This window comes from Terribacillus sp. FSL K6-0262, from assembly GCF_037977385.1.
Classification (GTDB): Bacteria; Bacillota; Bacilli; order Bacillales; family Amphibacillaceae; genus Terribacillus.
This window is the reverse complement of record NZ_CP150277.1, coordinates 1,443,948-1,465,939: the sequence shown is the minus strand read 5'-3', so window position 1 is coordinate 1,465,939 and position 21,992 is coordinate 1,443,948. Positions and strand designations below refer to the sequence as shown.

The window sequence follows — 21,992 nt, the reverse complement described above, 5'->3', positions numbered from 1 at the left end:
TCAAGTTTTTTAGTGTCCATGTTTATATTCCTGTTTTGAAAGGAAAATATGCAAGAATGGAAGAGATAATTAAAATGCTTGGAAACGTGGATATGACGGGGGTTTCAGAGGATAGGGAAGGAGGATTGATTCGGGTTAATTATCTGAATAAAAAGAATTTGAAAAAGTAGCTTTACAAACTGTTGCGTTCCTGTATATAATAACTCTTGTCAGTTTCGAGTTACGAAAAACGTAACGAAGAAAAGGACAACCTGGCCCGTTGGTCAAGCGGTTAAGACACCGCCCTTTCACGGCGGTAACACGGGTTCGAATCCCGTACGGGTCATCAAGTCGGAGGATTAGCTCAGCTGGGAGAGCATCTGCCTTACAAGCAGAGGGTCGGCGGTTCGAGCCCGTCATCCTCCACCACTTGCTTGATGAAAAACATCAAAAAAAGTGTTGACAAACCAAGCGATAGGTGATAAGATATCATTCGTGACGGTTGAGGTCAACAAAATTAAATAACTTGCCGGTCTAGCTCAATTGGTAGAGCAACTGACTTGTAATCAGTAGGTTGGGGGTTCAAGTCCTCTGGCCGGCACCACCTATGATGGAGGGATAGCGAAGTTGGCCAAACGCGGCGGACTGTAAATCCGCTCCCATCGGGTTCGTAGGTTCGAGTCCTACTCCCTCCACCATCATTGGGCTATAGCCAAGCGGTAAGGCAACGGGTTTTGGTCCCGTGATCGTTGGTTCGAATCCAGCTAGCCCAGCCATTTACTTTCTTTTCAATAGAATGTTTTTGAGCCATTAGCTCAGTTGGTAGAGCATCTGACTTTTAATCAGAGGGTCGAAGGTTCGAGTCCTTCATGGCTCACTTTATAGATCAGTTCCAGTAACTGTTTCTATTGCGCGGGTGTGGTGGAATTGGCAGACACGCTAGACTTAGGATCTAGTGCCGTATGGCGTGGGGGTTCAAGTCCCTCCACCCGCATCATCATTACCATACTGCTGGGCGGAAGTAGTTCAGTGGTAGAACACCACCTTGCCAAGGTGGGGGTCGCGGGTTCGAATCCCGTCTTCCGCTCCATATGGGGCCTTAGCTCAGCTGGGAGAGCGCCTGCTTTGCACGCAGGAGGTCAGCGGTTCGATCCCGCTAGGCTCCACTCATGATAGCCATCCATTCGGATGGCTTTTTTTAATTCGGCACAGGAGTCTCTCCTGTGCTTTTTTGTTTATTCTGCCGTCTGTCGGGAAAAATGTAAAAGGCTGACTGACAGGAGGGTGGATATGGAGGATCGGACTGTATCTAACGGACGGAATATCTTTTCAGGAATCTTATTCGGCTTCGGCTTGGCTGCTTTTGTTGATGAAGCTGTCTTTCATCAGCTGCTGCATTGGCATCATTTTTATGACCTTTCGACTTCTGAATGGGGGCTGATTTCGGATGGCTTCTTTCATGCGTTCAGCTGGTTTGCCACGGTTGGCGGTTTGTTTTTATTGGCAGATTTGCGCAGGCGCAAAAGCATGGTGCCAATTCGCTGGTGGGGTGCGGTACTCCTGGGCGGCGGTTTTTTTCAGCTATATGACGGCATCATCCAGCATAAATTGCTGCGTATTCATCAAATCCGCTATGGGGTAGAAAATCTTTTGTATTATGACTTGGTCTGGAATGGAATAGCTATCATACTGTTGGCTGCTGGCATCATACTTATCTGTCGCTCTGGGAGGGGAAGGCATGCATAATGATGCATTTTTCATCAGCCTTGCATTCCTGGCTATCCTGATTTATCTGGCGGCAATGCGGAGTGCGGTTAAGAGATTCAAGTCTTGGCCGATCCGCCGCCTTCTCTTGTTTGCGGGTGGTGTTGCGACTGGTGTGCAGGCATTCGCCGGTCCAATCGGAATGCACGCGCATCACAGCTTCGTTTTTCATATGGCGGGGCACTTGCTGCTTGGTATGCTTGCGCCGCTGCTCGTCATCTTATCCCGCCCGATTACCCTGCTTTTACGCGCTTTGCCTCAAAAAGGAGCACGATCTGTGATGCGTCTATTTCGAAGTGGATACGCCCGCTTCCTGGTTCATCCTGTCACAGCTGCAGTATTGAATATAGGCGGGCTATGGCTGCTTTACACCACGCCGTTATACCATCATATGCATCAGGTGAGCTGGGTATCGCTATTGGTACACTTCCATGTTTTTGCGGCTGGTTATTTATTTACGCTAGCGATGCTCTATACAGAGCCTGTGTCCTATCGCAAGAGTCATGTATATCGTATGGTTGTGTTTATTTTTGCGCTTGCGGGGCACGGCATCTTGTCCAAATACCTTTACGCAAATCCTCCGTCTGCTGTGGGTGCTGCTGAGGCGCAATCTGGAGCGATGCTGATGTATTATGGCGGAGATTTTGTCGATCTGATGTTAATCATACTTTTGTGCTGGCAATGGTATCGTGCGACAGCCCCTGGTAGGCCCCTATCTGGAAAAGAAGCTGCTGAATGAAGCGGCTTTTTTGTATTGTTTGGCGGAACTTTCAGCAAATTATCCCTATAATCGATTTACAAAGTGTCAAGACACATGTAAACTTATGGTGTTAAATAAAGAGTCTATAGAGGTGTTGGGATGGAAAGGACAGTAACTGATCATCAAAGGGCAGCAAAACGGATTTCCGAGCGAAAGCTGCTTGGTATTGTCGGTACGGGCTGGTTATTTGATGCAATGGATGTTGGTATCTTATCTTTTATCATTACAGCGCTGACGTTGGATTGGGGATTATCAGCGCAGCAGGCAGGCTGGATCGGGAGTATTAACAGCATTGGGATGGCCGTGGGCGCATTTGTATTCGGAATCATGGCGGACAGGGTCGGCCGGCGCACGGTATTCATGATGACGATTTTGGTATTCTCCATTGCCAGCGGCTTATCTGCATTGGCAACTTCCTATCTTATCTTTGTCGTGCTGCGCTTTTTAATCGGTGCAGGTCTTGGAGGTGAGCTGCCGGTGGCATCGACATTGGTTTCAGAATCGGTAGCCCCTCAAAGGCGCGGGCGCATGGTTGTATTGCTGGAGAGTTTTTGGGCGGTCGGCTGGCTGCTTGCAGCAATCATCTCTTATTTCGTCATACCAGCTTATGGCTGGCGGGTGGCGCTTGTGCTGACAGCCATCCCGGCGCTGTTCGCGGTATTCCTTCGCAGGAATTTGCCGGATTCGCCATCTTATACGAAGCTGAAGCAAAAAACATCCGTCATGGATGGTATCCGGCAGCTGCTCGCAAAAGGATTTGCAAAGCGCAGCATCATGCTCTGGATCGTCTGGTTCTGCATCATGCTCAGCTATTATGGCATGTTCCTTTGGCTCCCGAGTGTCATGGTTGCAAAAGGATTCGATATGGTCCGCAGCTTCGAGTATGTTCTGATCATGACACTGGCGCAGCTGCCGGGGTACTTCTCTGCAGCCTGGCTGATTGAGAAGGTGGGACGCAAGCCGATCCTGATCATTTATCTTATCGGTACTGCCATCAGTGCTGTACTGTTCGGGAATGCAGAATCGGCTGCGATGCTGCTCACGGCAGGCATGCTGCTTTCGTTCTTCAATCTGGGGGCCTACGGGATTCTTTATGCGTATACGCCGGAACAGTATCCTACGGCCATCCGTGCGACTGGTTCCGGAATCGCGGCTACTGCCGGCAGAATCGGCGGAATCCTAGGTCCGCTGCTGATTGGGTACCGCGGAACTTTTGGGTTATCTGTGAGCACTGTCTTTCTTTTATTCTGTGTGACGGTCCTCATTGCTGTCGCCGCTGTCTGGGTGCTTGGTGAGGAGACGAAGGGCAAGACACTTGCTTGATGCGCGATTTCCGTGCCGTGTGGTAAAGTAGAGCAAGAGTAAGAAGGAGGTAACGCTTTGTTTTCCATACAAGATTATACCGAGACAGTCAGTGTCTGCCTGGAGAAGCATTCGGAGGACATGATAAGCGAATTGAAGCATATTTTCCAGCTGCCGTTCCTGCCGGAAGTGAAGAAAATCGCTTTTCGTATGTTCAAGGAGCCGATGGCTTTCGAGCTGACGATCATGTATTATGCGCTCGATGCTGATGGCAATGAACGTTATTATGATGAAATGGGCGATAAATACGCAGGCGGAAGTGAAGAAGTGGCAGAGGAGATTCCATATTTCGAACTGCCTGATGATGCTGCCGATTCATTCGAGGCTTTCCGTGAACTGCAGGAAGATGCAGTGCAGAAGGCGGATGAGCAGGTGATGATTGCCTGGTTCAGTGACTGCTTCAAGCGTGCCGGAGGAGAAGCATTCCCGCTGGAGGTCAGTGTCGGCTTTCATGATGATGTGAAGGCTTATTTTATCAAACAGGGAACCTGGGCGGAAGATCGCCATTGAAGGAAAGTGCGTACACTGTGTACGTGCTTTTTTTGTGCAAAAAAATAACAGCTTCCTCTGCGGGCTGTTAATGATAGCTATCTGTCCCTGATTTGTTTTTCGTACTCATTCAGCAAATGATCGAGCTGTACACTGGCAGTGATGACTGCATCGGAAGTGAGCGGCAAGTTGGTGGACAAACTTAGCATGTGGCTGCGGGTCTGTTCGATTTTTTCCAAAAGATTGTCTATTGTAATCATTTTTACCTCCAAAATCTGATATACTATTTGTCGTTATAATTACCCTGTCTAATCTTATTTAAAACGTCAATTTTGAAAAATACAAAAAAGAAAAAACTGTTGCTGGCATACTTAAGGTTTATAAAAAAAGATATTTTTGTGAAAGTGAAACCTTTTCGGAACGTCGTTCGTTACTAAGAAGCCGCAGTTAGGCGGGAGGATTTTCATGGAGAACATCATAAAATATCATATAAAAAACGTCAAGAAGGGTGATCATGCTGCCTTCGAAGAAATTGTTTCCTTTTACCAGAACAAGGTGTACCATATCGTATACCGAATGGTCGGAGACAGTCATGAAGCGCAGGATATCGCCCAGGAGGCGTTTATCCGCGCTTACACCAACATCCATTCTTTTGACGAAAACCGGAAATTCTCCACATGGCTTTACCGGATTGCAACGAATCTGAGTATCGACCGTCTGCGTAAAAAGAAGCCGGATTTTCATCTTGATGCCGAGGTGAAGGGGACTGATGGATTGGATATGTACTCGCAGCTCGCTGCTGACCAAGCATTGCCTGAGCAAGAGGTCGAGAGCATGGAGCTGCAAAGCTATATCCATAAGGAGATTTTGTCCCTGCCGCCTAAATACCGCAGTGTCATCGTACTGCGGTTCCTGGATGATTTGTCATTGGCGGAGATCGGCGAAATACTTGATCTGCCGCTTGGGACAGTGAAGACGCGAATCCACCGTGGCAGGGAGCTGCTAAGGAAAAAACTGCGCCACGTATAAAGGGGGGTAACACATGAATTGCGAAGAAAGCCTTGCGCTTATGCATCGGTATCTGGACGGAGATGCTTCGGAGGAAGAAGCGCAGCAGCTCAGGGACCATTTGAAGTCCTGTCCTGACTGTAATCAGCATTATCGGGAGCTCAAGCAGACGGAGAGCCTGCTTAGCGGGGCCGCTTATGAATTGAGTGCACCGGCCGGCTTCACTGCCAGTGTCATGGCGAATCTGCCGAAGGAGAAGAAGCGTGTCGGCTACATGAGATGGTTCCGTGCGCACCCTGTCATCACGGCAGCTGCAGTGTTCTTCCTTTTCATGTTCACAAGCATCATTTCTGCTTGGAATAGTGATGGCAGTGTCAGTGTATCGAAGCAAGAGGGTTTGATTGTAGAGAATGATCTCGTCATCGTACCGGAAGACGTCACGGTCAAGGGGGACCTTGTCGTTGAAAATGGCGATTTGGATATCAGGGGGGAAGTGGATGGCAATGTCACGATCATAAATGGTGATCTCGTTGATGATCCCGGTTCTAAAGTGAATATGGCCTCCGCTGATAATATAACAGGTGAATATCAGGAAATCGACCGGATATTCGGCTGGGCATGGTATCATGTCAAAGAATTTTTCTCGTTTTGATAAGGTTATAGAGCTGCTTGTAATAGGGCTCTTTTTTTTGTCCAAGGATCATTGGCGGCACAAGCCTGTATTGCGGTAAGATAACAGGGGACAGTAAGGGTAAGACACGCCCCTTGTTCGGAAGCGACTGCAATAGGGGAACTGTGCTATAATGTACGAAGAAATTCGAGCTATTCATATATAAAAGGACGTGTATCCATGTTTGGGGGATTAAGTGAACTTTCCATTTTATCCATACTGCGGATCATCGTGGACATTGCGGCGGTATGGTTCATCTTTTATAAAGTTTTGATGCTCATAAGGGGAACAAAAGCGATTCAGCTGCTGAAGGGGATTTTCATCGTTGTCATCATTGCTTTTTTGAGCAGTGAGCAGATACTCGATTTCCCGATGCTCGCTTTCTTGAGCTCGCAGGCCATCACCTGGGGGTTCGTGGCCATCGTCGTCCTGTTCCAGCCGGAAATCAGACGTGCCTTGGAGCAGCTCGGCCGAGGCAGCTTCTTCTCCCGGAATAAGGGATCGGAAGAAGAACAGACGAAAAAGAATATCGAAGCAATCGTGAAGTCCTGTAACTATATGGCGAAGCGCCGGATCGGCGCGCTGATCACGCTGGAGCGCGAAACTGGCATGGGAGATTATATCGAGACGGGAATTCCGGTGAATGGTCACCTGACATTCGAACTGCTCACGAATATCTTCGTACCGAATACACCTTTGCATGACGGGGCAGTCATTTTAAAAGACAACCAGATCGCAGCGGCAGCCTGCTACCTGCCTTTATCCGAAAGTCCTTTCATTTCCAAGGAACTGGGCACACGTCACCGGGCTGCCATGGGGATCAGCGAAGTGACGGACGCGCTGACGATTGTCGTTTCCGAGGAGACGGGTGCAATCTCCTGTACAAAGAATGGAGAATTGTTCCGTGATATCACGCCTGATGCGCTGAAAGAGATCCTCGTCAAGGAAGTCAGCGTACCGGCTTCCGGTTCCAAGGTAAGAAGATGGAGGGGTAAGAATGGATAAATGGTTGAAGAGTCCATGGACCTTGCGCGTTTTGTCTCTGGTATTTGCTGTCCTTCTCTATGCCTATGTGAGTGCTGAATCGGATGTGAACAACCGTGCGGGGGAGGTCCCGATCACGAGTTCGGATGAAACGAACACAGTCGATGCACCTGTCAGCATCCGCATCGATGACTCCAAATATGTCGTCAGCGGTGTCCCGGAATATGTATCCATGCAGCTTGTCGGTCCGGCAAGCGATGTAACGGCTGCCGTTCAGCAGAAAAACTACGAAGCCTATGTCGATTTGAGGGATCTTGATACCGGAACGCATACAGTGAAGCTGCATTATGAAAATGTTTCGGACAATCTTCAGGTGTATATGCAGCCGGCAAGCGTCGAGGTGACAATCCAAGAAAAAGCTTCACAGCAATTTAATGTCAACGTAGGCTATACCAATGAAGATCAAATGGCAGCAGGTTTCCAAGTAGATAGTTCCACAGTGGAACCTCAAACGGTTTCAATCGTAAGTACACAGGAGGTCATCGACCAGATTGCCAGTGTGCGTGCTTATGTGGATATGACCGACGTCGATAGCGATATTAACAGCAAAGAAGCACCTGTGAAAGTGTATGATGCACAGGGCAATGAGCTTAGTGTGAATGTACAGCCGGAAACAGTCGAGGTCTCGGTGGAGGTAAGCAATCCGAGCAAGACAGTCCCGGTGGAAGTGAAGACGAAAGGGAAGGCTCCGGATGATGTATCCGTTGCATCGCTGTCGCCGGAGACGAAGGAAGTCACGATCTATGCACCTCAGGATACATTGGATGGCATTGATTCCATCAGCACCGAGGAAATCGATTTGTCGAAGATAACGGAGAATCAAAAGATCGATGCTGACTTGCAGCTTCCGGAAGATGTCAGGTCGGCCAGTGAAGAGAAAGTGAAAGTCGATGTCGAGCTGGAAGAAACAAGCGAGACGACGATCGAGAACGTCCCGATTGCGGTCGAGAATCTTCCGGATGGATTGGAAGCCACTTTCAGCGACCCTCAAAATGAACAGCTCGATGTGACAGCGAGCGGAGCGCAATCGGAGATCGAAGGCCTTTCGGCTGACGATATCAAGGCGACGATCGACGGCAGCGGCCTGGAAGAAGGAGAGCAGACGGTTCCTATCGAAGTGACAGGACCTGATAACATAGAGCTGACTCCGAGTCAGGAAGAAGCAGCGATAACTGTCCAAGCGACAGAAGCTGAAACGAATGAAGAGGCAGATACGAATACAGATACACAAACACAGTGACTGTGAGCCATGAAGGAGAGGTAACAATGGGAAAATATTTTGGAACGGATGGCGTCAGGGGGATTGCGAATAAGGAGCTCACCCCGGAGCTTGCGTTCAAGTTAGGCAGATATGGCGGTTATGTACTGACAAAGGATAATGAGGACCGACCGAAAGTGATGATCGGCCGCGATACACGTATTTCCGGCGAAATGCTTGAAGGGGCCCTTGTGGCAGGTCTTCTTTCCATCGGTGCCGAGGTCATGCGCCTCGGTGTCATTTCCACACCGGGAGTCGCTTACCTTACGAAGAACATGGGAGCAGCCGCGGGTATCATGATTTCTGCATCCCATAACCCTGTTCAGGATAACGGGATCAAGTTCTTCGGTCCGGACGGCTTCAAGCTTTCGGATGAACAGGAGAATGAGATCGAGCAGCTGATCGATGCCGAAACAGATGATCTGCCGCGTCCATCCGGCGCCGATCTTGGTCAGATCAATGACTATTTCGAAGGCGGTCAGAAGTATATCCAATACTTGAAAGGGACAATCGATAATGATTTCGAAGGACTTCATATCGCGATCGACTGTGCCCATGGAGCGACTTCTTCCATTGCGACGCACTTGTTTGCCGATCTGGAAGCGGATATCTCTTCGATCGGTTCATCTCCTGACGGATTGAACATCAATAAAAATGTCGGTTCCACACACCCGGAAACATTGCGTGATTTCCTTCTGGAGAAGGAGGCTGATGTCGGACTTGCCTTCGATGGTGATGGCGACAGATTGATTGCTGTCGATGAAAAAGGCCAGATCGTGGATGGTGACAAAATCATGTACATCTGTGCCAAATTCCTGAATGATCATGGTCGTCTGCGTCATAACACAGTCGTTTCCACGGTCATGAGCAATATCGGTTTCTACCGCGCTTTGGATAAGCAGGATATCAAGAGCAATAAGACGGCTGTCGGCGACAGATATGTGATGGAAGAAATGCGCCGCGGCGATTTCAATCTTGGCGGTGAGCAATCCGGCCATATCATCTTCCTTGATTATATGACGACTGGCGACGGGATGCTTGCAGCATTGCAGCTGATCAATGTCATGAAGGAAACGGGCAAAAAGCTTTCCGAGCTTGCAGGTGAAGTGGAGATCTTCCCGCAGATCCTGAAAAACGTGCCGGTGACCGATAAGCAGGAGGCGCTTGTCAACCAGCAAATCCTCGATTCCATTGCAGAAGTGGAGCAGGAGTTAGGAGACCAAGGCCGCGTCCTTGTACGTCCATCCGGCACCGAGTCGCTTGTACGGGTGATGGTGGAAGCGCCGACGAAAGAGGACTGCGAGAAGTATGCAGATAAAGTGGTGGCAGTCATCGAACAAGTATTGGGAACGAAGTAAGACCAGCATATGCGGCGGGAACAGAACATGCTCCCGCCGCATACGTTATTTACGTAATAAGAAAGAATTGACCAACTGGATTTCCTTCATGTAAAATGAAGGAGTTATGTCATTCAAGCAGGAAAGCGAGGGTAGAGATAACAATAACATAAAAGCGCCAGGACTTAGCCCGAGCGGTGGGATAAGTTGACGAGGTGGAGGTTTATCGAAGTATTCGGCGGATGCCTCCCGATTGCACACATCTCAGTCGTCATGTTTATGGCCGAAAGCAAAGAGGCGACTCTTTGGATAAGGACAAAACAAGATGTGAAAAATAGATAAACGAGAAAGGGGCAATCAACGCCCCAAGCTTCATAGCGCAGGCCGTTCGTTTGCCCCTTCCAAGTCTTGAGGAGGACAACAACGACATGTGTGGAATTGTAGGTTATATCGGACAGAATGATACGAAGGAAGTATTGCTTAACGGACTCGAGAAGCTGGAGTATCGCGGATACGATTCAGCTGGTATCGCAATCGAAAACGAGCAAGGCGTGAACCTTTTCAAGGTGAAAGGCCGCATTGCTGCATTGCGTGAAAAAGTGGATCACAGCGTTTCATCCACAATGGGAATCGGTCACACACGCTGGGCGACACATGGTGCACCGAACGAAGATAATGCGCACCCGCACCAGAGTGCTTCTGGCAAATTCACCATCGTGCATAACGGTGTAATCGAGAACTATGTAGAGATCCGCAGAGAGTATCTTTCTGATGTAACATTGAAAAGTGATACAGATACAGAAATCGTTGTACAGCTTGTAGAGAAAATGTATGAAGAGACACAGGATACAGCAGCGGCATTCCGCAAAGCGGTCAGCTTGCTCACTGGTTCCTATGCCCTTGCAATGATTGATGCAGACGATAAAGAAACGATCTATGTAGCGAAAAACAAAAGCCCATTGCTTGTAGGTATCGGCGAAGGCTTCAACGTCGTAGCAAGTGATGCGATGGCAACACTTCGCGAAACAGATACGTACAAAGAGATCCGTGACAAAGAGATCGTCATCGTTCGCCGTGACAGCGTGGAAATCCAGCTGCTTGACGGTACAAAAGTAGAACGCGATTCCTTCAAAACGGAAATCGATGCAGCCGATACAGAAAAAGGCACATACGATCACTTCATGCTGAAAGAAACTGACGAGCAGCCATTCGTCATCCGCAAAATCATCCAGCACTACCAGGATGAAGCGGAACAGATCAAAATGGACCCTGCCATCCGCAATGCGATGATGAACGCAGACCGTATCTATATCGTGGCAGCAGGAACAAGCTACAACGCTGGACTAGTCGGAAAACAATTCATCGAAAACCTGGCTAAAATCCCGGTGGAAGTGCATATCGCAAGTGAATTCTCTTACAACATGCCGCTTCTATCCGAAAAGCCATTATTCATATTCCTTTCCCAATCCGGCGAAACTGCCGACAGCAGAGCCGTATTGGTGAAAATCAAAGAACTCGGACACCCAGCACTTACAATCACGAACGTGCCAGGATCCACCCTTTCTCGTGAAGCAGACTTCACATTGCCGCTATACGCTGGCCCGGAGATTGCAGTAGCCTCTACTAAAGCATATACTGCACAGATGGCAGTTATGCTATTGCTTGCGGTCGATGCAGCAAAAGGCAAAGAAATCGCACTCGATTTCAACCCGCTCCAGGAGCTTGCCATCGTTGCGAACGCAATGGAAGTACTGACAGACCAAAAAGAAACATTCGAAACACTAGCACAAAGCTACCTAAGTGTATCCCGCAACGCATTCTTCATCGGCCGCGGCGTCGATTACTTCGTCTGCGTCGAAGGATCACTGAAACTAAAAGAAATCTCCTACATCCAAGCAGAAGGCTTCGCTGGAGGAGAACTGAAACACGGTACCATCGCCTTGATCGAAGAAGGCACACCAGTCATCGCACTATCGACACAAAGCTCCCTGAACCACTCCATCCGCGGTAACGTCCAGGAAGTGAACGCACGCGGTGCCAACACATTGCTCATCAGCATGAAAGGCCTGGAGCACGACGATGACGCCTTCGTCATCCCGGCAGTGCATGAGCTATTGACTCCGCTTGTAAGTGTCGTGCCATTGCAGCTGCTTGCATACTATGCAGCAGTGCAGCGCGGTGCAGATGTTGATAAGCCGCGTAACTTGGCTAAAAGTGTTACGGTGGAATAAAAGACTGTACCTTTAATGTTGAGTAACCTTAAAGCGTAACTAAATAACTGTGTAGCAAATCATACACTGAAGAAACCCCCATACGATTAAAGTATGGGGGTTTCCTGTAGGAGAAGTAATTTCGTCATACGATGATTTCTCAAGTGTTTTAAGGCAGTTAATATTTAATATCAGTTTGGGGTACATCTAAAATTCGAACAAGTGCCATATTGCATATGTATCCTTCCATAAGTGCATATATGAATATAAGAAGCGGAAGAAAAGGGGGTTCTGCCCCCTTATTCTTTAACTCTTAATAATCTTAAGCTGTTTAACGTAACAAGTAATGTAGCACCCATATCAGCAAATATAGCTATCCAAAGCGTCAACCATCCAGGAACCACTAATAATAATGCCAAGAGCTTGATGGCTAGTGAGAACGTGATGTTCTGCTTAATAATCTGTAATGCTTTTCGACTTAAATTAATGGTGTATGGCAGCTTATTTAAATCATCGGACATTAAAGCTATATCAGCGGTCTCAAGCGCAGTATCCGTCCCTGCACTGCCCATTGCCACCCCGATTGTAGAAGCAGCTAATGCGGGTGCATCGTTTACGCCATCACCTACCATAGCCACACTGTTGTGAGCGTTACGAAGCCTCTTAATGAAATTCAGCTTACCCTCTGGTAGCAGATTTGCTTCAATGCTGGTTACGCCAACTTGCTTTCCTATCGTGTTGGCGGTCTCCTGATTATCGCCAGTAAGCATCACGGTATTAATACCAAGGTTATTTAAGCTTCTGATAACTTCTTTTGACGACTCTCTTATTTCGTCTGCTACAGCAATTAACATCTGGATTTCATTTGCTGTTCCTAAGATCATCACTGTCTTTCCTTCAGTTTGCAGCTTCTTAATTTGGATATCAATACGCTTCTCGATTGTCTGATGCAATTCTTTAAAGAGAGCAGGACTTCCTGCATAATAAATCTCGTTGTTAACAACGGCTTTTACACCTTTACCAGTAATGGATTGAAAATTATCGACTTGAATGGAGCCGAAATTTATATCCTTTTTTTCAGCTTCTCTCACAATCGAAGTGGCAAGGGGATGCTTCGATCCATTTTCAATTGCTGCTGTCATAGCTAATAACTCAACTTCTTTACCGCCAAAGGTCACTATATTTGTGACAGTTGGTATACCTTTGGTTAATGTTCCTGTCTTATCAAAGGCTATAGCTTTTAAGGCTCCAGCCTCTTCTAAATGTATGCCGCCTTTAATCAATACACCTTTTCTTGCTGCATTGCCGATAGCAGTAACGATAGCAATAGGCGTCGAAACAACCAAGGCACATGGGCATCCGACTACTAGTACTGCCAAGCCTTCATAGACCCATTCACTCCAGTCTGCACTGAACAGAAGAGGTGGGATGATGGCAATTAGAAGTGCGATGATTACGATTGCTGGTGTATAGTGCTTTGCGAACTTATCAACGAAAGCTTGAGAAGGAGCCCTTTCTGCCTGGGCTTCTTCCACAAGATGTATGATTTTCGAAAGGGTGGTATCTTCCACTCTTTTGGTTACTTTGACTTCAAGCAGACCTTCCTCGTTCAGGGTCCCTGCAAATACCTCATCTTCAACAGTTTTCGTCACCGGGATACTTTCGCCAGTAATTGCGGCTTGGTTAAGCGTTGAGATACCTTTTGTAACGATGCCGTCCATCGCTAACTTTTGTCCTGGTTTGACGATCATCGTATCGCCGATTTGTATATCTTCCACACGAATCACAAGCTCTTTACCGTTTCGACGTACGAATGCTTCATCAGGTGCGATGTCCATTAATGACTCGATGGATTGCCGAGCTTTATCCATAGAGTATCGTTCCAGGGCTTCACTGATAGCAAATAGGATGACGACCGTTGCACCTTCGCCCCATTCTCCAAGTATGGCAGCGCCTATAATTGCGATGGTCATAAGCGTGTTCATATCAAAGTTTAATCGGCTTAAATTCTTAACCCCTTTTATAAAGAGGGAATATCCACCAATTAAAATAGCTGCTGCATAACCAACTGTCGGTATAATATGTTCTTCGCTGTATTGCGTACGCAAGCCCCAACTTAATAGGACGAGCAAAGCTGAAATATAAACGCTGATGTTTTCTTTTTGTTTCCAAAAAGGAGGGCGTTCAATTTTCTTTTCTCTCTCTTCCCGGATCTTCAGGTTCTCAAAAGCTCCGGCCTTCTCTAAATCCTCAACTGTTGTATCACCGTTAACGTAGATTTTTGCCGCACCAAAGTTTATTTTTGCATCTTGAACACCTGGCAGCTCTTTGACGTTGCGTTCAAATTTAGCTGCACAATTGGAGCAAGAGAGTCCTTGTACACGGTATGCTTTCATTGCCTCTTCCTCGGATGATCCAATATTCCCTTTAGACACCGACCTTCACCTCGTTTTGATGAACAAGAGCTATATCCATAATTTGTTTGATATGATCATCGTCTAAGGAATAGAAAGCCAACTTGCCTTCTTTTCTATATTTGACAATCCCTTGCTTATGAAGGGTTCTCAAATGATGGGAAGCATTGGCAACAGTAATACCCAACACATTAGCGATATCACAAACGCAAAGTTCATCATCTTGACCCAATATATAAGTGATTTTAGCTCGGTTTTCGTCAGCAATAGCTTTTAACATTTGAGCCGCATGGAGGATATCGACTGTCTTCAGGTCTTCTTGAATACGGCTGACCTTTTGTTTGTCATAACAATAAACCTCACAGGTATCTTTCTTACTCAGATTAATCACTCCATTCATTCAAATATTCCCTTGAATATATTGTATCCAATTTCCTATTTTATTCAAGTGGGCATTTGAATGTTAAGGGGTATTTTCTGATTATTCGCTCTGATTAGTCTCTAATTGCTATATAATGGATTTATTCTGATATATCGATGAATCTAGTTGGTTAGAAAGTTTATTGGGGGAAGGAAAAGCTAATGATACCTGCAAAGGCATCGACTTTTTATTATCAAAAAAGCGAGACTCTCCAATGAAGGCTGCGCTGATCTTCCCATTTCATCATCAATAGTCAAACGCAGCCAGCTTTTACGCTTCAGTAATTGATTGCTTTGAAGTCTGTTCTTGTACGGGAAACAGCTGGATAAGAATCTATGGCGTAATTTATGGACCAGCCTTCTGTTTCATACGATTTTCCGAGGCGGTACTTCTGATGAAGAGGTTCTTGATCATTTTCTTAGAAAAAATCCCTCCTGATCTATTGAGTTAAAGCTTACTTGAAGTGTTACGGTTACTTTGAAACATTAATCAAGTATCAGGAGGGGTATATCATGTACGTAGTAATTACAGGAGCAAGTTCCGGAATCGGCTATGAATCTGCTTTAGCCTTCGCCAAAAGAGGCAAGAATCTCATTCTTGTCGCCAGGAGAAAACAACGATTAGAGGATTTGAAATCAACCATAGCTGAAATCAATCCTAAAATTGATGTTGTTGTCCTTCCTGCAGATTTATCCGATACCAAGCAGGCTCATGATTTATATGAGCGTACGAAAAAATATGACTTGGAAACGTGGATTAACAATGCGGGATTTGGGGATTTTTCCCCAGTAGCCGAACAAGACTTGTCAAAAGTGGAAAACATGCTGCTATTAAATAACGTAGCAATGACGATTTTATCAACTTTGTTTGTAAGAGATTATTCATCCAAGGAAGGGACACAATTAATCAATGTATCATCCGACGCTGGGTACACAATTGTGGATAACTTTGTCACCTATTGTGCCACAAAGTTCTATGTAAGTGCCTTTACGGAGGGGGTGGCTAGTGAGTTACAGGGCAAAGGGGAAAATATGAAGGCTAAAGTATTGGCTCCCGCTGTAACCGGGAATTTTCCTATCGGGCAATGGGGAGGGGGATAAGTGATTTTCCTCATTCCCGTACACCAGAAGAAGTAGCTCAATTTATGCTTGATTTATACGACAGTGATAAAGTGATAGGGATAGTGGATGAGACGAACCAATTTAAATTAAAGGATTCTTTTTATCCTTATATTAAAAAGGTATGAAGAAGCTCAAGCAGGAATAAGTAATATCATGATAATGATAGAGTTGCCAGTGAGTGGATCGGGTCACTGATCTGCCACTGGCAATATTCCATGCCTTATGGGAAACCATCGTCTTGCCAAAAAGAAATTGGAGGGTAAAAATGAAAAAGATGTCCGAGGCTTATATGTCTATAGATCAGGCGTCTGAATTCTCCGGTCTGCCAAAACCTACGATTCGTTACTATGAGCAAATCGGTTTGCTTCCATACGCTGAACGTAAACCTAATGGCCACAGGATTTACAGTAAAGAACAGCTGGAGGGTATGATATTTTTGACAAGGCTGAAAACGACAGGAATGAAGTTGGAGGAAATAAAACGTTATCTTGATCTTTCTAATGAAGGACCAGGTACAATTCAAAAAAGAGTTTCCATTTTGGAAGAGCAAAGGAAAAGAATCGGGAATGAAATCAAGGAATTAAACGAAATTCAAAAAATCATTGATTATAAAATGGAGCATTATAAGGAGACCCTATTGAATCCTGATCTTAGTAATGTCAATTGTAACCCTGACGAGTAATGTTTAGCCTCTAATTAGTAACCAGGAACGATTAAGGAATGGTGAGTTGGTCGGTCGTTATGGGAAGGCTTATTCTAAAAGGGTATCGCAGCACCAGACGCTCCACCCAAGGCGCCTATAAATGAAAAACTTCAAGCTTTGTAGATATACACTGATGCTAAGAAGGTATCATACAGAAACAAACGTACGGTATTTTTTACAAGGGAGAAGTGCACTTAATGAGGAAAACATATTTTATATGGCTGGCAATTTACTGCGTTGTTTGGACGCTGGCTTTTTCGGAATCTATCTTAGATTTAAGTGCATTACAAATGGCGAGTATGAGTATTTTCTTTATTATATTATTCATACTGCCGCTTTTTACAGAGAAACAATCGAAACAAACAATATTATTCTGCGTCCAAGCTTTATTGACAGTCCTCATCTTCTACCCTTTTAAAATGGAGTTCAGTTCATTTGCACTCCTCACCCAATCTTTGATAATGGCAGAAGCCGTCTTTTATTTATCCCGAACTAAAAGTTTTATAGTAATTACTGTGCAGCTTGTATGTGCGGCGCTGATCTTGATGAAATTCTCACTCTCTCCATCACAATTAGTGTGGTGCGCGCTCTATTACCTTTTACTAGTAGCTGCTTTACTTTATCATCAAATCATACATAAACGAGAAAAAGAAGCTCGACTGAGCAATGAAGCCTTGCTTGAAGAATACCGAAGAATGAAAAGGCAGCTTGTCATAGAGGAGCAGCAGGCAAGGCAGGATGAGCGCATGCTGATCGGCCATGAGATCCATGATTCGGTCGGGCACAAATTGACGGCGCTGCTGTTTCAGTTTGAGGCGTTCCGTTTGACGGCGGCTGAGAAGGATAGGGAGACGGTCGGGAAGCTGAAAGAGCTGGCGGAACAAAGCCTGGAGGAAACGCGGCAGGCGGTGCGGTCGTTCAAGCAGAGAGAAGTGGGCGGATTGCAGGGTGTGATTCGGCTGATACGGAAATTAGAGATAGAGAGTTTCATGAAGATCAATTTTTCGGTAAGGCATGGGGCGTTTGCGGCTCCTTTGACGGGGGAGCAGTCATTTGCGATTTATCGTGCTGTGCAGGAGGCATTGACGAATATTATGAAGCATAGTTCTACAAGAGAGGCGCAAGTGATATTCGAATCTCCTGGGGGCAGTATTTTTCGGTTTGAGGTGATCAATGCTTTAACGCATGATGGCTGCTTTCAGGAAGGTTATGGTTTGAAGGGGATGCGGGAACGCTTGGAAAAAGTAGGCGGAACGCTTGAGATCGATCATGATAAGCACCGATTTTTGGTGAGGGGCACGATAAGATTAGCAGACTGGGGCGGGTCGGATGATTAAGATTTTGCTGGCAGAAGATCAAGTGATGGTGCGGCAGGGCTTAAAGGCGATGATTGAAACGGATGAAGAAATCAGCGTGACCGGGGAAGCGGATAATGGAAAAGAAGCCGTCAGCTTATGTGAAAAGCAGCTTTTCGATGTGGCCATTTTGGATATTCGGATGCCTGTGATGGATGGCATTGAAGCGGCGAAAATCCTCCGCTCCCGCTTCCCATATATTAAGATTCTCATGCTTACCACCTTTGATGACAATGAGTATGTATTGAGCGCCTTAAAGCTGGGAGTGAACGGTTATATGCTGAAAAACGGGGATACAGCATCGCTCATTCGTTCCATTAAAAGCGCCTTGAGCGGCGGTCTATCCTTGGAGGATCAGGTTGCTTCAAAGGTGATGCCGATCTTATTGCAAAACCAGGAAGAAAGACAAATTGACCCGACGCTGACCCCGAGGGAAAGGGCGATATTGAAGTGTATCGGTGAGGGATTGAATAATAAGGAAGTGGCCGAACGACTAGGCTTGTCGGTAGGGACGGTCAAGAATCAAACGAGTCATATTTTAGACAAATTGGAGCTAAGGAATCGGACGCAATTAGCCATATATGCGATTCGTCATCGCCTTGTATAGAAAAAGTGACGAAAGTAATAAGTGCCCAATCGCGGAATGACCATAGTCAGTAGTGGCTTTGGTCTTTTTTATTTATGATGCAAGTAACAACAATAAAGGGGGCAGACAGATGCTTGAAACCATCAACTTAAGCAAGTCCTTCAAGGGGAAGAAGGTCGTTCAGGATCTGAACTTATATTTGGCTGATGGGGAGTCAGTTGGATTGCTTGGTCCGAATGGAGCCGGAAAGTCCACGACGATTTCCATGATCTCCACTTTGGTCAAACCGACAAGCGGCAGGATAACGCTGAACGGTGTGAACGCGATTGATAAACCAGGTGAAATCAGAAGTGTATCAGGGGTGGTACCACAGGAATTGGCGCTGTATCAGGAGCTCTCCGCTTATGAGAACCTGAAGTTTTTTGGCTCGATCTATAAATTGAGAGGCAAGGAATTAGCGAAGGCTATCCAGCAGGCTTTGGAGTTCGTCGGCTTGGAAGATCGCAAAAAAGATTTGGTCAAGACCTACTCCGGCGGGATGAAACGCAGGCTTAATATAGCAGCGGCGTTATTGCACCGGCCGCAGATCCTGATCCTGGATGAACCGACAGTCGGCATCGATCCGCAATCGAGGAATCATATCCTGGAAGCCGTTCGCGCCCTGAACCAGCAAGATGGAACGACCATTCTCTATACGAGTCATTATATGGAGGAAGTGGAGCAGCTCTGCGATCGCTTATACATCATGGATCATGGCAAAATCATCGCGGCAGGAACAAAAGAGGAATTGCTCAGCATCCTGTCGACCGAGGATAAGATAAAAGTGGAGTTAAATAAGCTGGATGAAGCCTTTGCAGGGCAAGTAAAGACAATTGAAGGTGTTCAAAAGATTGAGGTGTCTGAATTGCAGCTGAAAATCATAGCGGCAAAGGGAAGCGGCTTGATCAGCAAACTCGTCCATCTTGCGGAACAGCATCACATCCAATTGATTAATTTCCATACGGAAACGCCTAGCTTGGAAGATGTATTCCTTCATTTAACCGGACGTACGCTGAGAGATTGAGGGGTGGCATGATGCGGAGTTTTATAAAGAAGGATTTGCTGATATTTTTACGGGACTGGAAAGAGCTGCTTACGGTCCTGCTGCTTCCTATTGTTTTGGTCGTGGTGCTGAACTTTGCTTTTTCTGGGTTATTTGATAGTGATGATGAGGTGTCAATGGATTTACAGCTGGGCGTGGTCAATCAGGATAATGAGACGGAAGCAATGGAGCAGCTGAAGGAAAGATTGGTTGGTGATGCTGCCTTTGAAGAGCAGGAGGCAAATGCGGCCGTGGATGCTGCAGGCGAGATACAGCCTGTTCAACTGCTATCGGATTATCTGCAAAGTGAAGATGTAAAGGAATGGGTGACGGTTCATCATCTGGAGGAAAAGGAAGCAGCCGAGAAGGTCAAAGAGGGCGACTTGGATGCAATGCTGATCATACCCCAGGGGATTACCGCAGATAGCATGTATGCAAGCTTCACAGGAGAATCCCCGACAAAATCACTGATTTATAAAATGGAAGAAGAGACGACAGCCAGCAGTGCGATGCAGCAGCTTATCCAAGGATTCATCGATCAATGGAATAATCAATTGGCGATACAGGACATAACAGGGGGCGCAGGAATAGAGGCTGTGCTTCCTGCAGGCGGCTTCGAGGATATTGGCACAGAGTATGACTTCACGATGACACAGTACTTTACGATAGCGATAGGAGCACTATTTGCCTTATTCGTCGTAGCGACGGTAGCAATGAAAACAGGAGTGGAAATCAGGAATCGCGTATTCAATCGGATTTTACTGACGAATAGCCATCCAATACGGTTTCTGATCGGCAAAATGGTATCCACGATTTGTCTGGTTTTGCTGCAGATTATATTTGTATTGATTGTCTCCCACTTTATCCTTGGTGTATTTCCGGATCGTGCGATGTCCTTTTGGGTCGGCATCATCGTGATGATTGTCTTGCTTGCTTTGGTGCTATCCGGCTTAGCGGCTATTTATACGGCGATTTTATTGCGTGTGGCCAGTGTTGATGCTGCAAATGGCGTCTTTATGTTGATTACGCTGCTCTGCGGTACGCTTGGAGGAGGATTTGTTCCCATCTATTTGCTGCCGGAATGGCTGCAGCATATTGGAGAATGGACCCCGAACGGTTTATTCCTGACCATGCTGACAGAGTGGATCCAATTTGAGGATCTGTCCTCCATCATCCAGCCAAGCGTGTTTATGATCGGCTTTTTCGTCTTATTCACTTTCATTGGCTTGGCTTTGTTTCCGAAAAGGGGGAAAGCGCAATGAAAAACGTATTATGGGTGCAATTTTCAAAGGATAAACGAAATCCGCTGCTCATTCTATTATTGATTGCAGGAAGTATTGTCGCCACCCTTTTATTTGGCGGCGGAATCCAGTCTCGGACCACGGTTGCCATTTTCAGTGAAGAAGCAAATGCTGCAGAGATCGAGAAAAAGTGGGAAGCGTTGTTAAACACGGATGACTCCTACGAATTTGAAGTAGTGGAATCGGAAGAAGCACGTGAAGACATCAAGAAGGGGAATATCGATGTGGCAGTGAAGGTCATGGAGAATGATTACAGACTGTTGATCTCCAATAGAATGCCGAGTGTTTCCTTTGTTGAACAGCATGTTGATAAAGTATTCCGGCAAGAAGCACAGATCAGTGCAATGGAGTCACAAGAAGGAAGGGATATACGGGATGAAATGGAGGAATATTTGGCCGATCCGCCACTTCAGATGGAAGCGCAGGGGTTGGATAACGAACAGATTCCTACGTACAACATCCGTACGCAGCTGCTGTTTGCCTTTACTTTCTTGATCTCCATGTTCATCCTTGGGTTCAAGGTCAACAATGTGACACAGGATAAGGTTACTGGTATTTGGGATCGGATGATCTTATCACCAATGAAGAAAACGAGTATGTACAGCGGGTATTTGTTATACAGCTTTTTGATTACGATGCTTCAAATAATTGTCGTGCTGATCGTATTTAAATATGTCTTGCGTTACGATGTCGGAGATAGCCTATGGCTGCTCTTCCTCATTGCTGCGTGCTTTGCATTCGGTATGATAAGCATTGCCATGCTGATTACCGGTTTTGTCAGGACGCCGGAGCAATTTTATGCCATCTATCCGTCCGTCATCCCGCTGATTCCGCTTGTCAGCGGTGTCTATATGATGCCGGGAACGATCACGAATCCAGTGTTATTGTTCATAGCGGATTTATTCCCATTGGTGCATGCAATGGAAGCCATCATGGCGGTAGTTTTTTATGGTGCTGGTCTGCAGGATGTCGTAATGTCTCTGTTATATATGCTGCTGATTGGTGTAGTGGCGATGGGAGTAGGGATTAATCTTGTGGAGCGCAGGAGCAGTTAGGGAATTGCTTAAGCAACGAAAGAGCCTCGATTACGCATCGAGGCTCTTTCGTTGCTCAACATATCATTTGATTA

At 46.3% G+C, this 21,992-nt stretch carries 19 protein-coding genes, 9 tRNA genes and 1 pseudogene; 26 read left to right on the top strand and 3 right to left on the bottom strand.

The genetic code is table 11. The annotated features are described in order from the left end of the window. Positions 1 to 253 precede the first annotated feature (253 nt). The 13 genes from MHI54_RS07600 to MHI54_RS07540 all read left to right on the top strand — a co-directional run bounded on the left by MHI54_RS07600 (position 254) and on the right by MHI54_RS07540 (position 4,375). Positions 254 to 325 (top strand) — tRNA-Glu (locus tag MHI54_RS07600). Positions 326 to 332: 7 nt separating this feature from the next. Then, positions 333 to 408: transfer RNA gene (locus MHI54_RS07595), tRNA-Val, on the top strand. Positions 409 to 507: 99 nt separating this feature from the next. Next, positions 508 to 583 (top strand) — tRNA-Thr (locus MHI54_RS07590). A gap of 8 nt (positions 584 to 591) precedes the next feature. Next, a tRNA-Tyr gene (locus MHI54_RS07585) sits at positions 592 to 677 on the top strand. A 4-nt stretch (positions 678 to 681) separates the two neighbouring features. Then, positions 682 to 755, top strand: a tRNA-Gln gene (locus tag MHI54_RS07580). Between the two features lie 28 nt (positions 756 to 783). Continuing rightward, positions 784 to 856: transfer RNA gene (locus MHI54_RS07575), tRNA-Lys, on the top strand. Positions 857 to 891: 35 nt separating this feature from the next. Further along, positions 892 to 973, top strand: a tRNA-Leu gene (locus MHI54_RS07570). Between the two features lie 21 nt (positions 974 to 994). Continuing rightward, positions 995 to 1,069 (top strand) — tRNA-Gly (locus tag MHI54_RS07565). A gap of 3 nt (positions 1,070 to 1,072) precedes the next feature. Further along, a tRNA-Ala gene (locus MHI54_RS07560) sits at positions 1,073 to 1,145 on the top strand. A 124-nt stretch (positions 1,146 to 1,269) separates the two neighbouring features. Continuing rightward, the gene (locus MHI54_RS07555) at positions 1,270 to 1,725 is read left to right on the top strand and encodes a DUF2243 domain-containing protein (protein WP_095216251.1); all 456 of its coding nucleotides are present in this window, start codon (positions 1,270 to 1,272) and stop codon (positions 1,723 to 1,725) included. Further along, complete coding sequence (locus tag MHI54_RS07550) at positions 1,718 to 2,482, top strand: cytochrome c oxidase assembly protein (RefSeq protein ID WP_095216252.1); 765 nt, start codon at positions 1,718 to 1,720, stop codon at positions 2,480 to 2,482. Before MHI54_RS07555 ends, MHI54_RS07550 begins: the two co-directional genes overlap by 8 nt. A 120-nt stretch (positions 2,483 to 2,602) precedes the next feature. After that, positions 2,603 to 3,826, top strand: coding sequence for an MFS transporter (locus MHI54_RS07545; protein ID WP_095216253.1), 1,224 nt, complete (start codon positions 2,603 to 2,605; stop codon positions 3,824 to 3,826). A gap of 57 nt (positions 3,827 to 3,883) precedes the next feature. Further along, positions 3,884 to 4,375 carry a hypothetical protein gene (locus MHI54_RS07540; protein ID WP_340082807.1) on the top strand — a complete coding sequence of 164 codons (492 nt, stop codon included), beginning with the start codon at positions 3,884 to 3,886 and terminating at the stop codon, positions 4,373 to 4,375. A 77-nt stretch (positions 4,376 to 4,452) separates the two neighbouring features. On the opposite strand, the gene MHI54_RS07535 is transcribed toward MHI54_RS07540, so the two are convergent. Next, complete coding sequence (locus MHI54_RS07535; protein ID WP_340082806.1) at positions 4,453 to 4,614, bottom strand: aspartyl-phosphate phosphatase Spo0E family protein; 162 nt, start codon at positions 4,612 to 4,614, stop codon at positions 4,453 to 4,455. Positions 4,615 to 4,819: 205 nt separating this feature from the next. Between MHI54_RS07535 and sigW the strand changes: the two genes are divergently transcribed. The 6 genes from sigW to glmS all read left to right on the top strand — a co-directional run bounded on the left by sigW (position 4,820) and on the right by glmS (position 11,902). Further along, positions 4,820 to 5,383, top strand: coding sequence for an RNA polymerase sigma factor SigW (gene sigW, locus MHI54_RS07530; RefSeq protein WP_095216256.1), 564 nt, complete (start codon positions 4,820 to 4,822; stop codon positions 5,381 to 5,383). A 13-nt stretch (positions 5,384 to 5,396) separates the two neighbouring features. Continuing rightward, positions 5,397 to 6,014, top strand: coding sequence for an anti-sigma factor (locus MHI54_RS07525; RefSeq protein WP_095216257.1), 618 nt, complete (start codon positions 5,397 to 5,399; stop codon positions 6,012 to 6,014). Between the two features lie 198 nt (positions 6,015 to 6,212). Then, positions 6,213 to 7,037, top strand: coding sequence for a diadenylate cyclase CdaA (gene cdaA / locus MHI54_RS07520; RefSeq protein WP_095216258.1), 825 nt, complete (start codon positions 6,213 to 6,215; stop codon positions 7,035 to 7,037). Then, positions 7,030 to 8,316: a CdaR family protein gene (locus tag MHI54_RS07515; RefSeq protein WP_095216259.1), complete on the top strand. Its 1,287-nt coding sequence runs from the start codon at positions 7,030 to 7,032 to the stop codon at positions 8,314 to 8,316. The genes cdaA and MHI54_RS07515 overlap by 8 nt, the downstream gene beginning before the upstream one ends. A 26-nt stretch (positions 8,317 to 8,342) precedes the next feature. Next, complete coding sequence (glmM, locus tag MHI54_RS07510; RefSeq protein ID WP_095216260.1) at positions 8,343 to 9,692, top strand: phosphoglucosamine mutase; 1,350 nt, start codon at positions 8,343 to 8,345, stop codon at positions 9,690 to 9,692. Positions 9,693 to 10,099: 407 nt separating this feature from the next. Further along, positions 10,100 to 11,902, top strand: coding sequence for a glutamine--fructose-6-phosphate transaminase (isomerizing) (gene glmS / locus MHI54_RS07505; RefSeq protein WP_095216261.1), 1,803 nt, complete (start codon positions 10,100 to 10,102; stop codon positions 11,900 to 11,902). Positions 11,903 to 12,180: 278 nt separating this feature from the next. Here glmS and MHI54_RS07500 read toward each other — a convergent pair whose 3' ends face one another. Together MHI54_RS07500 and MHI54_RS07495 are read right to left on the bottom strand one after the other, a co-directional pair. Beyond that, the gene (locus MHI54_RS07500; RefSeq protein ID WP_340082803.1) at positions 12,181 to 14,277 is read right to left on the bottom strand and encodes a heavy metal translocating P-type ATPase; all 2,097 of its coding nucleotides are present in this window, start codon (positions 14,275 to 14,277) and stop codon (positions 12,181 to 12,183) included. 31 nt (positions 14,278 to 14,308) lie between these two features. Next, positions 14,309 to 14,677 (bottom strand): metalloregulator ArsR/SmtB family transcription factor, encoded by a 369-nt coding sequence (locus tag MHI54_RS07495; RefSeq protein ID WP_095216328.1) that lies wholly within the window; start codon positions 14,675 to 14,677, stop codon positions 14,309 to 14,311. Positions 14,678 to 15,225: 548 nt separating this feature from the next. Here MHI54_RS07495 and MHI54_RS07490 point away from each other — a divergent pair. The 7 genes and pseudogenes from MHI54_RS07490 (at position 15,226) to MHI54_RS07460 (ending at position 21,918) form a co-directional block, all read left to right on the top strand. Next, positions 15,226 to 15,962, top strand: a pseudogene (locus MHI54_RS07490) (SDR family NAD(P)-dependent oxidoreductase). A gap of 140 nt (positions 15,963 to 16,102) precedes the next feature. Beyond that, positions 16,103 to 16,519: a MerR family transcriptional regulator gene (locus tag MHI54_RS07485; RefSeq protein WP_095216262.1), complete on the top strand. Its 417-nt coding sequence runs from the start codon at positions 16,103 to 16,105 to the stop codon at positions 16,517 to 16,519. A gap of 566 nt (positions 16,520 to 17,085) precedes the next feature. After that, positions 17,086 to 17,877, top strand: coding sequence for a histidine kinase (locus MHI54_RS07480; RefSeq protein WP_340082932.1), 792 nt, complete (start codon positions 17,086 to 17,088; stop codon positions 17,875 to 17,877). Next, positions 17,870 to 18,502 (top strand): response regulator transcription factor, encoded by a 633-nt coding sequence (locus MHI54_RS07475; RefSeq protein ID WP_340082802.1) that lies wholly within the window; start codon positions 17,870 to 17,872, stop codon positions 18,500 to 18,502. Before MHI54_RS07480 ends, MHI54_RS07475 begins: the two co-directional genes overlap by 8 nt. 109 nt (positions 18,503 to 18,611) lie before the next feature. Further along, complete coding sequence (locus tag MHI54_RS07470) at positions 18,612 to 19,544, top strand: ABC transporter ATP-binding protein (RefSeq protein ID WP_095216265.1); 933 nt, start codon at positions 18,612 to 18,614, stop codon at positions 19,542 to 19,544. An 8-nt stretch (positions 19,545 to 19,552) separates the two neighbouring features. After that, positions 19,553 to 20,824, top strand: coding sequence for an ABC transporter permease (locus MHI54_RS07465; RefSeq protein WP_340082801.1), 1,272 nt, complete (start codon positions 19,553 to 19,555; stop codon positions 20,822 to 20,824). Then, positions 20,821 to 21,918, top strand: coding sequence for an ABC transporter permease (locus MHI54_RS07460; protein WP_095216267.1), 1,098 nt, complete (start codon positions 20,821 to 20,823; stop codon positions 21,916 to 21,918). The genes MHI54_RS07465 and MHI54_RS07460 overlap by 4 nt, the downstream gene beginning before the upstream one ends. The last annotated feature ends 74 nt before the right edge of the window (positions 21,919 to 21,992 follow it).